Below are 13,596 nucleotides of genomic sequence, written 5' to 3' on the forward strand. Positions count from 1 at the left end.
CACCCCGACATCCTCCCCAGACCCCGCCTTCAGGATCACCCCGATGCCCGCTTCCGCCCTCGCTCTCGTCGCTGACAAACAGAAACCCCAAGCCGTCGAGGCCGAGGTGGTGGTGTTGAAGTTCGGCTCTTCGGTCCTGCGGAACGCCGCCGAAGCCCCCGCCGTGGCCTCGGAAATCTACGGCCACGTCCGCGCGGGCCGCAAAGTGGTGGCGGTGGTTTCGGCCCTGTCGGGACACACGGACCGGCTGCTGGCCGACGCCCGCTCGCTGGGCCTGGACCATGAGAACGAACTGCTGCCCGCCTATGTGGTCCTGGGCGAGGAGAAGGCGGCGGCCCTGGTCGCCATCGCCTGCGACCGGGTGGGGCTGGACGCGGTGGGTCTGTCGGTGCGGGAACTGGGCATTGTGGTCGAGGGGCCGGCGCAGCACGCCCGCCCTGTCAGCCTGAAGGGCGAGCGCCTGCATGACGCCCTGGCCGAGCATGAGGTGGTGGTGGTCCCCGGCTTTGGCGGCGTGCGCTCGAACGGTCGCGTGGCCCTGTTGGGACGCGGCGGGTCGGACCTGACGGCGGTGGTTCTGGCCGCTGAACTAGGCCTGGACCGGGTGCGTCTGGTCAAGGATGTGGACGGCCTCTACGACCGCGATCCGGCCTGCGAGACGGGCACGCCGCTGCGCTATCGCCGGGCCAGTTGGGAGACGGCGCGCCAGTTGGGCGGGGCCCTGGTCCAGCACGACGCCATCGATCTGGGCATGAAGCACGGGGTCGAGATCGAGGTGGCGGCGCTCGGCCGCGCCGAGGGCACGGTGGTCGGCGAGCGCGGAGCGCCTCCCGGTCCGGTCCTGCCTGAGGCGCCGCTGCGCGTAGGCGTGGCCGGTTGCGGCGTGGTCGGCGGCGGTCTGCTGAACCGGCTGTTGTCGGACAAGCGCTATGAGGTGGTGGGCGTCCTGGTCCGCAATCCGGGCAAGAAGCGCGACGTGGCCGCGCCCGCCGACCTGTTCACCAATGATGTCGAGGCCCTTCTGGCCAAGAAGCCGGACCTTGTGCTGGAAGCTCTGTCGGAAGGCGAAGCCGGTCACGCCCTGATCCGCCGCGCGCTGGAGGCCGGCTGCGACGTGGTCAGCGCCAACAAGCAGGCCGTGGCCCGCGATCCGGCGGGGCTTCAGGCCCTGGCCGCCGCCAACGGCTGTCGCGTCGCCTGGTCGGCCTCGGTCGGCGGCGGGGCGCCCATGATTGAGACCCTGCGCGCCGCCCGCGCCGCCGGTCCCGTCGCTGGGTTCGAGGCGGTGCTGAACGGCACGGTCAACTTCATGCTGCAACGTTTGGGCGAGGGCGCGGCCTTTGCTGACGCCCTGTCCGACGCCCGCGTGGCGGGCTTTGCCGAGGAAGACCCGTCCTCGGATCTGGAGGGCCACGACGCCGCCGCCAAGGTCAAGCTGCTGTCCTTCGAGGCCTTTGGCCGCGCCCCCGCCGACCTGCCGCGCGACGAGCTGTCGGCCGAGACGCCGCTGGGCGACAAGCCGGTGCGTCAGATCGGCGCCTGTCACGATCGCGACGGCCACCTGGACGCCTCGGTGCGCCTTGACGGCGATCTGAAAGACGCGCTGTTTCAGTCGCTGAACGGAGAGAGAAACGCCTTGAAAGTCTATGGTCAGGACGGTCGCGTCTGGACGTGCAAGGGCCGCGGCGCCGGGCGCTGGGCCACGACCGAGAGCGTGCTGGCCGACGTCGCCGATGTGGTGCGCGCCCGTCGCGCGGCGGCGGAGCTGGTCTAGATATGGCTGTCTTCACGCCCGTCACGCCGGATCAGGCCGCTGACTATCTCATGCGTTACCCCCTGGGCGATCTGGTCGCGCTGACGCCGATCGCCGAGGGGGTCGAGAACACCAACTACAAGCTGGAGACGACGTCCGGGGCCTATGTCCTGACCCTGTTCGAGGGACGCACGGACGCGGCCTCGCTGCCCTTCTGCCTGGGGCTGACCCGGCATCTGTCGGCGCGCGGCTTCCCCACGCCTTCGCCGGTCGCGGACCATGAAGGCGAGATCATCGGCCATCTGAACGGCCGCGCCGCCGCCATCCTGAACTGGGCGCCCGGCGCCTGGAAGCGCCAGCCGTCGGACAAGGAACAGTATCGCGCCGGACAGGTGCTGGCCCTGCTGCACCTGGACGCCGCCGACTATGCGGTCGAGCGGAAAAACCCGGTCGGGCCCGAGGCCTGGGCGGCGCTGGCCGCGCGCTGCGAGGCTCCCGCCAAGGGCGTCGACCGCAAGATGCTGGATCAGATCAAGGCCCTGTTGCCGCGTTTGGCCGAGCCGTGGAGCGATCCCGCCCTGCCGCGCGGGCCGATCCACGCCGACTACTTCCCCGACAACGTCCTGTTCGCCACCAATGAGCATGGAAAGTGCGACGTCGGCGGGGTGATCGACTTCTATTTCGGCTGCACCGACGTCCTGGCCTATGACCTGGCCATCGCGCTGAGCGCCTGGGGCTTTGACGCCGAGGGCCGCCCCATGCCCTCGGCCCTGCGCGCCTTTCAGAAGGGATATGAGTCCGTGCGACCCCTGACGCCCGCCGAGGCCGAGGCTCTGCCCGGCCTGGGGGCTGCGGCGGCGGTGCGCTTCACCCTGACCCGCCTGCACGACCGCCTCTTCCACGACCCCGCCAACCTGGTCACGCCGAAAGACCCGGCGCCCTTCTTCCGCCGGCTGGACTACTGGAAGGCGGCGGAGGTGGTGTGAGGGGGAGGCGGCTTCTCGCGACTGGAGCGAGGCACCGCTTTCGATCCACCGTCGATGTTCCGATTGTCTTTTCGGAGTGGTGTCGAAAACGAGCAGCTACGTGAGACATGTAGATCGCAGGCCGATATCCTTATGCCATGACCGACGCTATTCCGCAGCAGCAGAAGATCACTATCAACGCGGACGCGCTCCGGGACCTCGGGATGCGAGGTGTGAACCGCGCAGCGGGCTTCCTTGGCCTCGCTTTCCGAAGGCCTGACGAGCCTCTGCCCACGACCATCACGATGTCGGAGTTCAATCGCTACCAATTCCTGCCGGAGCCGCTGCCTGAGGTTATGGCTGGAGAGTTGGTCCAAGAGTTCAACGCTTGGCTGATCGGAAACGCCCTTCAAGAATTGGACCGGCATTTCAGCCTCTTCGTGGATGAGGTCTGGAGGCTTCTCGATCTGACGGATGCACACGAGAAGGTAATCCCAGCGGGCTTAAAGGTCTCGGAAATCAGCGGCGACACAAACGCAGGGAACAAGTTCAAGAAAGTCGCTGATCGTCTTGGTCTCCCGGAGGCACGGCCGGATCGTCTCTGGTCAATCTCCAACGCTCGGAACTGTCTAGCTCATGCTGCGGGGATGGTTACGGAGCGTCACGCCAACGATAATAAACAACGACTCAAGCTTGTGTGGCTCGCCTCCGAGATCAAGCTAGTGCAGGGCGAGCAGTTCGTAATCATCGGAGAGTATCCGATCCAGGCGCCCGACCCCGAACAGGAAGCGCAGCTCGTCGTGCAAATGGTGGATCGGGAGCTCACGTTCGAGATCGGACAGCAGCTTCGGCTGACACCCGTGCAACTGCACGAGCTATGCCTGTTCTACGCAATCCTAATCGACACGATCATGGTATCGCTTGGCGAGCATTTCGCTGCCAAAGGCATCCCCAATCTTCCTCCAATGGATCAAGAAGCGAGGGAGACTTAAGGTCACCTAGCTCGCAGCGATGTATACTACCCACAGATAACGAGGAGTAGGTCCGCTTTCGGCACCGACCGACCTCCATGCAACGATCTCGCTGCGCGTGCCTTTGAGGCAGGGGCAGGCGAGGAGGCTGAGGATGGCGGCGCGCGGGCAGGCATGGCCGGAACTGACGGCGGCGCGGCTGTGGCCGACGATGGAGACGTTGCAACTGTGGGCGCAGATCGTCGGCAAGGTGCGGCTGTCGCAGACGCCCTGGCTGAACCACGGCTGGCACGTCACGCTGCGGGTCTCGGCGCGGGGCCTGACGACGGGCCTGATCCCGCATGGCGCGGTCGGGTTTTCGATGGAGTTCGACTTCATCGCCGGCGCCCTGGTCATCCGCGTCAGTGACGGAGGCGAACGGCGGATCGTGCTGAAGTCCGGGACGGTGGCCGACTTCTACGCCGAGGTGCAGGACGCCCTGACCGCGCTGGGCGTGGCCTGTCACATCGACCTGACGCCCGACGAAATGGCCGAAGCGACGCCCTTTCCCCTGGATGAGCGGTTCCGCACCTATGACGCCGAGGTCGCGCGTGACTACTGGCGGGCGCTGGTGCAGGTGAACCGGGTGTTCGGCCTGTTCCGTACCGGGTTTCTGGGCAAGTGCAGCCCGGTTCAGCTGTTCTGGGGCGCGTTTGATCTGGCAGTGACGCGCTTCTCGGGCCGGCGGGCACCCCTGCATCCGGGCGGGGTGCCGAACCTGCCCGACGCGGTGACGCGCGAGGCCTATTCGCACGAGGTGTCCAGCGCCGGCTTCTGGCCCGGCGATCCGGGGCGCGAGCCGGCCTTCTACGCCTATGCCTATCCCGCGCCGAAGGGGTTCGAGGCGGCCTCCGTCTCGCCGGTGGCGGCGCACTGGGACGCAGGGTTAGGCGAGTTCATCCTGCCCTATGCGGCGGTGCGGGCCGAGGATCAGCCCGACGCCGCCCTGTGCGCCTTTCTGGAGACCACCTATCAGGCCGCCGCCGATCTGGCAGCCTGGGACCGGGAGGCGCTGGAATGTCCGCGCGGGACGCCGCGTCACCCGCGCTGGGTGGGGTAGGGCCTAGTTGGCGAAACCCTTCACCGCCGCCAGGGCGGCCTCGGCGGTGTTGTCGATGATGGTCAGGCGTTCGGGCTGGTCGCCCAAGGCGCGGATGACGGGGGCGGGTACCGGCTCGAAGCCCAGAACGTCGGAGACAAAGGCACCGAACTTGGACGGGTGAGCGGTCGACAGGGCGACGACGGGGCCGTCCGCGCGGTCCAGCTGACGCGCGGCGGCCAGGGCCACGGCGGTGTGCGGGCAGACGACGCGGCCCCAGGCGGCGTGGGCGTGGGCGATCTCGGCCTTGGTCGTGGCCTCGTCGATGGAGACGGCGGAGACTTCCGCTTTCAGCGCGGCCAGCAGGTCCGGCGACAGGGTGACGGACCCGTCGCGGGTGAAGGTTTCGAACACGGCGCGGACAGCCTCGGCGTCACGGCCGGACGCCTCATAGACCAGACGTTCGAAGTTGGACGGCGCCTGCACGTCCATCGACACGCTGCCGCTCTCGACGGCGGGGCGGCGGGCATAGACGCCCTCGTTGATGGCGCGGGCCAGGGCGTCGTTCTGGTTGACGGCGGCGACGAAGCCCCTGACCGGCAGGCCCATCTTCTTCGCGGCGATGCCGGCGAAGGCGTCGCCGAAATTGCCGGTCGGGACGACGAAGGTCGCCGCCTGACCCAGCTGGGCCGTGGCCGAGATATAGTAGGGGATCTGTCCCGCCAGCCGGCCCCAGTTGATCGAGTTGACCGACGACAGGCGACGGCCGTCACGCAGGGATTCCTCGGCCAGCAGGCCCTTTACCAGACGCTGGCAGTCGTCGAAGTCGCCGCGCACGGCCAGGTTCAGGACGTTGTCGGCCTGCACCGTTGTCATCTGCCTGCGCTGCACCGGCGAGACGCGGTCCAGCGGGTGCAGCACGATCAGGTTGATGCGCTCGGCGCCTGCGAAGGCGCGCACGGCGGCGGCGCCGGTGTCGCCGCTGGTGGCGGTCAGCAAGGTCAGCTTCTGGCCCGTCGAGGCCAGGGCCTCGTCCGACAGGGCCGCGACCAGTTGCATCGCCAGATCCTTGAAGGCCGCGGTCGGGCCGTGGAACAGCTCCAGCACGAACAGGCCCGGCTCCAGCTCGACCAGAGGCGTCACCGCCGGATGGTCGAAACCGCGCGTCAGGCGATTCAGTGAGCGGTCGAGCGCGCCGGCAGGCAGGGCGTCGCCGATGAAGGGGGAAATCGCCTCCCTGGCCATCTCGGCATAGGTCCGGCCCGGACGCGCTGCGTCGGCGGGCAGGGTCGGCCAGGCCTGGGGCATGTAGAGGCCGCCGTCGGGCGCGATGCCGCGCAGCAGGGCGTCGGCGAAACTGGTCGGGGCGGCGTCGCCGCGCGTCGAAAGATAGCGGTCGGGGGAGGTGCTCATGACGGGTCGTTTCTAGCCGTCGTTCGGCGCTTCGTCATGATTATTTTGCGCCTGCGAAGGGATTTCCGCGATCTGGCGCAAGAAGATGGCGAGAAGGGGCGTGCGACGACCGCAGGGCTGGCGCATCGTCGCGGTCCGGTCCATGTCAGGGGCGATGAGACGCCGTTCCTTTCTGATCCGCGCGGCCGCAGCCGCAGCCGCAGTCGGCGGCGGCCTGTGGTTGAAGGATCATGTGGTCTGGCGCCGGCCGACCCTGCGTTTTCCCGAGGGCGGGACCAGCGGCTGGCTGCCTTTTGTTGTGGATGGCGCCGCCACGCCGACCGTGCGGGTGCGGATCTCCGGGCGCGAAGTCACGGCCCTGATCGACAGCGGGGCCCAGTATTCGGTGATCGACCGGGCCCTGGTCGAGACCCTGGGCCTGACGACCTTCTTTGATATGCCGATGGTGGCTTACGGCGTCGGCGGCCAGCCTCAGGTCGGACGCGGGGTCACGCTGGACCTGACCGTCGGATCGCTGGCGGTCGGCGGCCTGCGCGCGGCCATCCTCGACCTGGGGCCTCTGGCCCAGGCAGCGGGTCTGGGCGCGCCTCTGGTGCTGGGACAGGACCTTCTGGGCGAGGCGGTGCTGGACCTGGACATGAAACGCCGTCGCGCGCGCCTGGTCGATCCGGCGGACCATGTGGTTTCACCGGCCTTGCGGCCCGTGCCGGTCAAGCGCAGCGGCACGGCCCTGACCGCCGAGGTCACGGTCGAGGGAGCGGTGATGCGGGCCGTGGTCGACACCGGCTTTTCATCCCTGATCGCGCTCAGCCAAGGTGCGGCGGCGGCGGCGGGCCTGCTGGACGGGCGGGCCGAGACCGCCGGGTCCAGCATCGTTCTGGGCGGCGTGGCGCGGGCGCGGGTGATCGAGGCGAAGACCGTGACCTTTGGCGACGACCTGTGGCGCGGGGTGGCGACGCCGGTTTTCGCGGATTCGCCCCTGCCCAACTATCCCGACGCCCTGCTGGGCGTGGCGGCGTTCGAGGACCGCGAGGTGGTGCTGGACCTGGGGCGAGGACGGCTGCATGTCGCGCCCATGATGGATCTGACCATCGGCTAGGGTGCGCATGTTTTACAATTGACGCCTTTGCCGCGAGGGAAGAAGGGCGTTAACGGCTCGAATCATGTTCGATGTCTCCACAGGCGGGCGCGTCACGCCGCCCCAGCGCATGGATAGCCTGGACCTGCTGCGGGGTTTTGCCCTGTGCGGCATCCTGCTTGTCAACATCATCTCCATGGGCGGCATCTGGGAAGCCTATGTGCCGCAGACGGCGCCCAGTCTGGGCAACCCCGACTGGATGGCCTGGCTGGTGCAGCACGTCTTTCTGCAGGGCTCGATGCGGGGGCTGTTCACCCTGCTGTTCGGCGCGGGGATGCTGCTGATCACCCTGCGCGGCGACGGCGGCAAGGGCACGATCGAGGCGGCGGACGTCTATTTCCGGCGCTGCATGACCCTGTTGGTGTTGGGGATCGGCAATGTCACGATCCTGCTGTTTCCGGGCGACATTCTCTACGTCTATGGCCTGTCCGGCTTCTTCCTGTTCGCTTTTCGGGCGGCGCGGCCACGCACCCTGATCCTGGTGTCTGTGCTGCTGATCGCCTTGCTGACGGGCATTCAAGGAGCCAGCGCCTACAAGCGGGCGATGGAGGCTCGCGAGGGGCGAGCGGTGGCCGAGAGCCATCTTTCCGTTGACCGCCTGAACCCGAAGCAGCGTGAGTCGCTGGACGCCTATCAGGCGGCGGTCGCCGCACGCCAGCCGTCGCCGGAAGCCCGCCTCGAGCAGGCTCAGCTTCGCACTGGGGGGCCACTGGGCTTGCTGAAGTGGAGCGTCCACACTTGGATCGACTACGCAGCGTCCAGCTACACCATCATCCTGGTCATGGAATGCGTGGCCTTCATGCTGCTGGGCATGGCCCTGTTCAAGCTGGGGGTGCTGAGCGGAGCGCGGTCGCTGCGCTTCTATCTGCTGCTGTTGGCGGCAGGCTATGCGGTGGGGCTGACCATTAACGGCGCCCAGGCGGCGTCCCTGTGGCGCAATGACTTCTCGCCGGAGCTGTGGCTGACGCGCGGCAGCTATGAGTTGGGGCGCCTGGGCATGACCCTGGGCCATGTGGGCCTGATCCTCACCCTGTGGAAGCTGAACGCCCTTGGCTTTATCGGCACCGGGCTGAAGGCCATGGGGCGGATGGCGCTAAGCAACTATTTGGCCCAGTCGGCCATCACGTCGCTGCTCTTCTACGGCCTGCACCTGTGGGGGCGGTTCGACTGGTGGACCCTGTGGGGCATTGCGGTCGTCATCTGGGTGGTGCTGGCGATCGTCAGCCTATTGTGGCTGCGCGTCTTCGCTTTCGGCCCGATGGAGTGGGCGTTGCGGCTGATCGCCTATGGCCAGGTTCCGTCGATCCGCCGCGCCACGCCGGTCACAGCCCCCTGAAGGTGTCGCACGAGGCCGGATCGCCAGTCTGATAGCCGCGCTGCAGCCATTCCACTCGCTGGGCCGAGGAGCCGTGGGTGAAGCTTTCGGGCGAGACGCGTCCGCCGCCGCGACGTTGCAGGGTGTCGTCGCCGATGGCCTGGGCGGTCTTCATGCCTTCTTCCAGATCGCCGGGCTCCAGGGCCACCTGACCGCCGGAGACGGCGGCGGCGTTGCGCGCCCAGACGCCGGCGTAGCAATCGGCCTGAAGCTCCAACGCGACGGAGTATTTATTGCCCTCGGCCTGTGAGCGCGCCGCCTGCTGGGCGCGCTGCACCTGCTCGCTGGCGCCGGTCAGGGTCTGGACGTGGTGGCCGAACTCATGGGCGATGACATAGGCCTTGGCGAAGTCCGCGCCCGAGGCCCCGAGCTTGGTCTCCATCTCGCGCCAGAAGGACAGGTCCAGATAAACAGTCTGGTCGGCGGGGCAGTAGAAGGGTCCCATGGCCGCCTGGCCCATGCCGCAGCCGGTCTGAGTGCCTTGTTCGTAAAGAACCACGTTGGGGGATTTGTAGCCCCTCAGCTTGGTCGCCCAGACGTCGTTGATATTGGTGCGAACGATCTCGACGAACTGACCCGCCTGATCGTCGGGGGAGCCGACCTCGCCGGTCTGCTGACCCTGGCTGGCCCCGCCGAACTGGCTGGCGACCTGCTGGGTGGTGTTGGGGTCGATGCCGAAGACGAAGTAGCCGATGGCCGCCAGCACGAGAACGCCGATGCCGCCGCCCGCCACAGCGCCGCCGCCCATGCCGCGCCGGTCCTCGATGCCGCCGCCGCGCCGTCCGCCCTGCCAACGCATGATGTCGTCTCCGCCCTGAATTCTCGCCCAAGCTAGGCGAAAACGCAGGCGGCAGGGAAGGGATGCAATTGTAACGGGCGGTCAGTTCGGACGGCGGTCCAGCCAGGCGTCGATCTCGGTGACGCCACGCACCATCTGATCGCGTCGCGCATCCTGAGCCTCGCGCGCCTGACGCTCCTGTTCCAGCGTGCGCGGGGCATAGGCGGTTTGCGGGGGCAGGGGCGGGGTCGGCTGGCGCGAGGCCTCAAGCCGCTGGATCGTCAGTTGGGTCTGCAACCGCTGCTGCTGAGCCAGGGCTTCGCGCTGGGCGGCCTGATGGCGCAGGCGGTCCATCTCGATCCGGTGCTGGTCGGCGATAGCCGAGCCGGGGTCGTAGCCGGGCGGCGGCGGACCCGGCCAGCCGGGCCAGGTCTGGGCGTTCGCGGCCAGAGGCGCGGCCAGCAGCAGGGTCATCAGGATCAGGCGGCGCATGAGCGAAACATGGGCGCCCGCCGGCCTTGCGCCAAGCGTGGCTCTAGATGGCGAAGCTGACGCCGCAGCCACAGCTGGACGAGGCGTTGGGGTTGCGCACCACGAACTGCGCACCGGCCAGTTCGTCGACGAAGGCGATCTCTGATCCCTTGAGGAAGGGAATGGAGACGGGGTCGATCACCGCCGCCTGACCGTCGCGGCGGACGACCAGGTCATCGGCCTCGGGCGCGCCGACCAGTTCCAGCCGGTACTGGAAGCCCGAGCAGCCGCCGCCATCGACAGCGACGCGCAGCATGACCGGCTTGCCCTCGACCTCGGCCAGTTTGGCCAGACGTTTCGCCGCGCTCTCGGCCAGAAGGATGCCTTCCGGGGCGCGGGGGGAAACCGAAAGCGACAGGTCGCGGACTGATTCTGTGGATTGGACGGTGCTCACGGCTCTCTATATGAGGAGCTGACAGGCGTTCGCAAAGGCCTGTGTCGCAATAGAAGTGCTGTCCGCCTTGAGCCAGACCCGCGCGTCCTTCGCCGAAGACCCTGCCGCCAGCCGCGGCCGCCACGTTTTCGAGCCCGCCAGCCGCACCCGCACCCCCTTCGCCCGCGACCGCGACCGCATCATTCACGCCACGGCGTTTCGCCGCCTGAAAGAGAAGACTCAGGTCTTTGTGGCGCACGAGGGTGACCATTACCGCACCCGCCTGACCCACAGTCTGGAAGTGGCCCAGATCGCCCGGTCGCTGGCCCATGCCCTGCGGCTGGACGACGATCTGGCCGAGACCATCGCCCTGGCGCATGACCTGGGGCATCCGCCCTTCGCCCACGCGGGCGAGGATGAGCTGCAGGCCCAGATGGCCGACTACGGCGGCTTTGATCACAACGTCCAGAGCTTCCGCGTCATCACCGAACTGGAAGTCCGCTATCCGAAATTCCTCGGCCTGAACCTGAGTTGGGAGACGGTCGAGGGCGTCATCAAACACAACGGGCCGGTGATGCATCACCTGGACGACCCGGCGTGGAAGACGGTGGCGGCCTATGCGCCTGGCGGGGCGGCGAACTGGGATCTGCGGCTGGACACCTTCGCCTCGCTGGAGGCCCAGTGCGCGGCCATCGCCGACGACATCGCCTACAATAATCACGACGTGGACGACGGGGTGCAGGCGGGCCTGTTCACCCTGGCCGACCTGGCCGAGGTGCCGCTGATCGGGCCCTGCCTGGCCGAGGTGCGCCGCGACTGGCCCGCGCTGGACGACCGCATGGTGCGGCTGGAGGCCGTGCGCCGCATGATCGGCATCATGGTCGACGACGTTCTGGCCGAGACCGAGCGTCGGCTGGCCCAGCACCGCATCGTCACGGTCGAGGACGTGCGGCTGGCTCCGCAGATGATGGTGCAGTTCTCGCCCCAGATGATGGCCGAGTTGGGCGTGCTGCGCCGCTTCCTGTTCGAGCGGATGTATCGCCACTACCGCGTCAACCGCACCCGTAGCCAGGCGCGCCGCGTCCTGTCGCAGTTGTTCCACCTGTTCATGGCCGAGCCCGAGGTCATGCCGCCCGAATGGTCGGCCCCGGCGATGTCGGAGGATCCGGTCAAACGGGCGCGGGCGGTGTGCGACTATATCGCTGGCATGACCGATCGTTACGCCATCGAGGTGCACGGCAAGCTGTTCAGTCTCGACCTGGCGCTTGATCTGTGATTCGAAAGCGGCCACGGGCGGGCTAGACTGATACTCCCGGCGCCGATTCGCGCGGGGCCGATCCAGAAAGCGCGACCCATGTCCTACGACGACGATCACCGAGGCAACCCCAACGCCGGCCGCGAGCGGGGGGCCTATACGCCGCCCACCGACGACGACCTGCCGTTCGAGCGTCGCAGCTATGATCCGCGTCGTGCGCCGGCCGCCAAGTCGCCGCCGATCACCCTGATCATCAGCGCCATTGTCCTGCTGCTGCTGATCGTGGCCGTGGTGATCTTCTATCGCTCGGGCGTGCGTTCCTCGACCGATGCTCCGCCCGCCGTGGGCACTCCGGTCGAAAGCATGAAGGTCGAGGCGCCGCTGGACGCCCAGCCGATCGACCCGGAAGCGGGCGTGCGCGTCTATCGCGACGGCGGCGAGGCGACCGACGCCGTCCCCACCTTCACCCCCGGCCCCGAAGCCGTCGAGCCGCGCCCGGCGCCGGCGCCCGTCGCCCCGCCGGTCGCCGCCACCGCCCTGCCGCCCGCAGCCCCGGCTGTTGTCGCGCCTGCGCCGGTCGCCCCGGCCAAGTCTGCACCCGTGACCCCGGCGCCCGCCGTCAAGGCCCCGGCGACGCCGGCCCCCGCCGCCGGTGGTTCGTCGGGCGTGCAGATCGGCGCCTTCTCGTCGACGGCCATCGCCGACCGCGAATACGCCGCCGTCGCCGCCCGCTTCGGCCAATACGCTTCAGGCGCCGAGAAGCGCGTGCAGGAAGTCACCGCCGCCAACGGCTCGACCGTTTATCGCACCACCTTCACCGGCATGAGCCGCGAGCGCGCCGTCGCCTTCTGCAACGCGTTGAAGGCCGCCGGCCGCGACTGCATCGTCCGCTAAGACGAGCGGGAAGAGACGCATGACCTCCGACGCCATCTACGGCTGTTCCGGCCATAAGCTGACGGCGGAGGAGCGCGCCTTCTTCGCCGAGACGAAGCCCTGGGGCTTCATCCTCTTCCGCCGCAACGTGGATAGCCCCGCTCAGGTCAAGGCCCTGGTCGAGGAACTGCGCGACAGCGTGGGCCGCGCCGACGCCCCCGTCCTGATCGATCAGGAAGGCGGTCGGGTGCAGCGTCTCGGCCCGCCGCACTGGCCCAAGTATCCGCCGGGCTCGGCCTATCTGAAGGCCGTCAACGATCCGATGGCGGCGCGCGAACTGGTGCGTCTGGGCGCGCGTCTGATCGCCCACGACCTGCGCGAGCTGGGCATCACGGTGGACTGCGTGCCGGTGCTGGACGTGCCGGTGCCGGGCGCCCACGACATCATCGGCGACCGCGCCTATGCCCAGGACCCGGCGACCGTGACCCAACTGGGCCGGGCGGCTGCGGAAGGCCTGCTGGCCGGCGGCGTCCTGCCGATCATCAAGCACATCCCCGGCCATGGCCGCGCCTTCTCGGACAGCCACCACGACCTGCCGGTGGTCGAAACGGACCTTGAGACGCTGGACGCCTGGGACTTCGCCCCGTTCAAGGCTTTGTCGGATATGCCGATGGCCATGACGGCCCACGTCGTCTTCACTGCCGTCGACGCCAAACGCCCGGCCACGACGTCGAAGAAGGGCATCCGCCTGATGCGCGAGCATCTGGGGTTCTCGGGCCTGATCATGTCGGACGACCTGTCGATGAAGGCTCTGTCGGGGACCCTGACCGAGCGCGCCGAGCAGTCGCTGAAGGCAGGCTGCGACGTCATCCTGCATTGCAACGGCGACCTCGACGAAATGCGTCAGGTGGCCCAGGGGACGGGTAAGCTGAAGGGCGAGGCCAAGCGCCGTGCCGAGGCTTCGCTGGCCCGCATCGTCCATGCTGTCGAACCGCTGGACGTAGCCGAGGCCCGCGCCCGGCTGGAGGCGGCCCTGAGCGGACGCTTCGAGGCGGCCAAGGGGCCCGACGTGGGCGAGGCTCAGGCCTAAATG

13 protein-coding genes are annotated in these 13,596 nt (G+C 68.4%); 9 read left to right on the top strand and 4 right to left on the bottom strand.

From position 1 onward, the window contains the following. Window positions 1–43 precede the first annotated feature (43 nt). From CQ039_RS05365 to CQ039_RS05380, 4 genes are all read left to right on the top strand, one after another. Entirely contained in the window at window positions 44–1,774 is a 1,731-nt protein-coding gene (locus tag CQ039_RS05365; RefSeq protein ID WP_105562984.1) for a Gfo/Idh/MocA family oxidoreductase, read from the top strand. Between the two features lie 2 nt (window positions 1,775–1,776). Then, window positions 1,777–2,739 carry a homoserine kinase gene (locus tag CQ039_RS05370; RefSeq protein WP_105562983.1) on the top strand — a complete coding sequence of 321 codons (963 nt, stop codon included), beginning with the start codon at window positions 1,777–1,779 and terminating at the stop codon, window positions 2,737–2,739. A gap of 137 nt (window positions 2,740–2,876) precedes the next feature. Then, complete coding sequence (locus tag CQ039_RS05375; RefSeq protein WP_105562982.1) at window positions 2,877–3,710, top strand: hypothetical protein; 834 nt, start codon at window positions 2,877–2,879, stop codon at window positions 3,708–3,710. Window positions 3,711–3,843: 133 nt separating this feature from the next. Further along, window positions 3,844–4,788 (top strand): DUF5996 family protein, encoded by a 945-nt coding sequence (locus CQ039_RS05380; protein ID WP_199183619.1) that lies wholly within the window; start codon window positions 3,844–3,846, stop codon window positions 4,786–4,788. A 3-nt stretch (window positions 4,789–4,791) separates the two neighbouring features. On the opposite strand, the gene thrC is transcribed toward CQ039_RS05380, so the two are convergent. Continuing rightward, entirely contained in the window at window positions 4,792–6,180 is a 1,389-nt protein-coding gene (gene thrC, locus CQ039_RS05385) for a threonine synthase (protein WP_105562981.1), read from the bottom strand. Window positions 6,181–6,334: 154 nt separating this feature from the next. Between thrC and CQ039_RS05390 the strand changes: the two genes are divergently transcribed. Together CQ039_RS05390 and CQ039_RS05395 are read left to right on the top strand one after the other, a co-directional pair. Continuing rightward, window positions 6,335–7,279 (top strand): retropepsin-like aspartic protease, encoded by a 945-nt coding sequence (locus CQ039_RS05390; protein WP_105562980.1) that lies wholly within the window; start codon window positions 6,335–6,337, stop codon window positions 7,277–7,279. A gap of 64 nt (window positions 7,280–7,343) precedes the next feature. Continuing rightward, window positions 7,344–8,654, top strand: a complete 1,311-nt coding sequence (locus CQ039_RS05395) for a DUF418 domain-containing protein (protein ID WP_105562979.1) — start codon at window positions 7,344–7,346, stop codon at window positions 8,652–8,654. On the opposite strand, the gene CQ039_RS05400 is transcribed toward CQ039_RS05395, so the two are convergent. The 3 genes from CQ039_RS05400 to CQ039_RS05410 all read right to left on the bottom strand — a co-directional run bounded on the left by CQ039_RS05400 (window position 8,641) and on the right by CQ039_RS05410 (window position 10,360). Next, window positions 8,641–9,492: a neutral zinc metallopeptidase gene (locus CQ039_RS05400; protein ID WP_105562978.1), complete on the bottom strand. Its 852-nt coding sequence runs from the start codon at window positions 9,490–9,492 to the stop codon at window positions 8,641–8,643. The two genes, CQ039_RS05395 and CQ039_RS05400, sit on opposite strands and share 14 nt — an antisense overlap. Window positions 9,493–9,573: 81 nt before the next feature. After that, the gene (locus tag CQ039_RS05405) at window positions 9,574–9,963 is read right to left on the bottom strand and encodes a DUF2756 domain-containing protein (protein WP_105562977.1); all 390 of its coding nucleotides are present in this window, start codon (window positions 9,961–9,963) and stop codon (window positions 9,574–9,576) included. Window positions 9,964–10,006: 43 nt separating this feature from the next. Then, on the bottom strand, window positions 10,007–10,360 hold the full coding sequence (locus CQ039_RS05410) for an iron-sulfur cluster assembly accessory protein (RefSeq protein WP_233190175.1): 354 nt from the start codon (window positions 10,358–10,360) through the stop codon (window positions 10,007–10,009). 103 nt (window positions 10,361–10,463) lie between these two features. Between CQ039_RS05410 and CQ039_RS05415 the strand changes: the two genes are divergently transcribed. The 3 genes from CQ039_RS05415 (at window position 10,464) to nagZ (ending at window position 13,593) form a co-directional block, all read left to right on the top strand. Further along, a complete protein-coding gene (locus CQ039_RS05415) occupies window positions 10,464–11,651 on the top strand; it encodes a deoxyguanosinetriphosphate triphosphohydrolase (protein WP_105563001.1) in 1,188 nt (395 codons plus the stop codon). A gap of 78 nt (window positions 11,652–11,729) precedes the next feature. After that, window positions 11,730–12,524 carry an SPOR domain-containing protein gene (locus CQ039_RS05420; protein WP_105562975.1) on the top strand — a complete coding sequence of 265 codons (795 nt, stop codon included), beginning with the start codon at window positions 11,730–11,732 and terminating at the stop codon, window positions 12,522–12,524. Window positions 12,525–12,543: 19 nt separating this feature from the next. After that, window positions 12,544–13,593 (top strand): beta-N-acetylhexosaminidase, encoded by a 1,050-nt coding sequence (nagZ, locus tag CQ039_RS05425; RefSeq protein WP_105562974.1) that lies wholly within the window; start codon window positions 12,544–12,546, stop codon window positions 13,591–13,593. Window positions 13,594–13,596 lie beyond the last annotated feature (3 nt).

Origin of the sequence: Brevundimonas sp. MYb52, from assembly GCF_002979535.1 — a bacterium.
In the GTDB taxonomy this organism is placed as follows: Bacteria; Pseudomonadota; Alphaproteobacteria; order Caulobacterales; family Caulobacteraceae; genus Brevundimonas.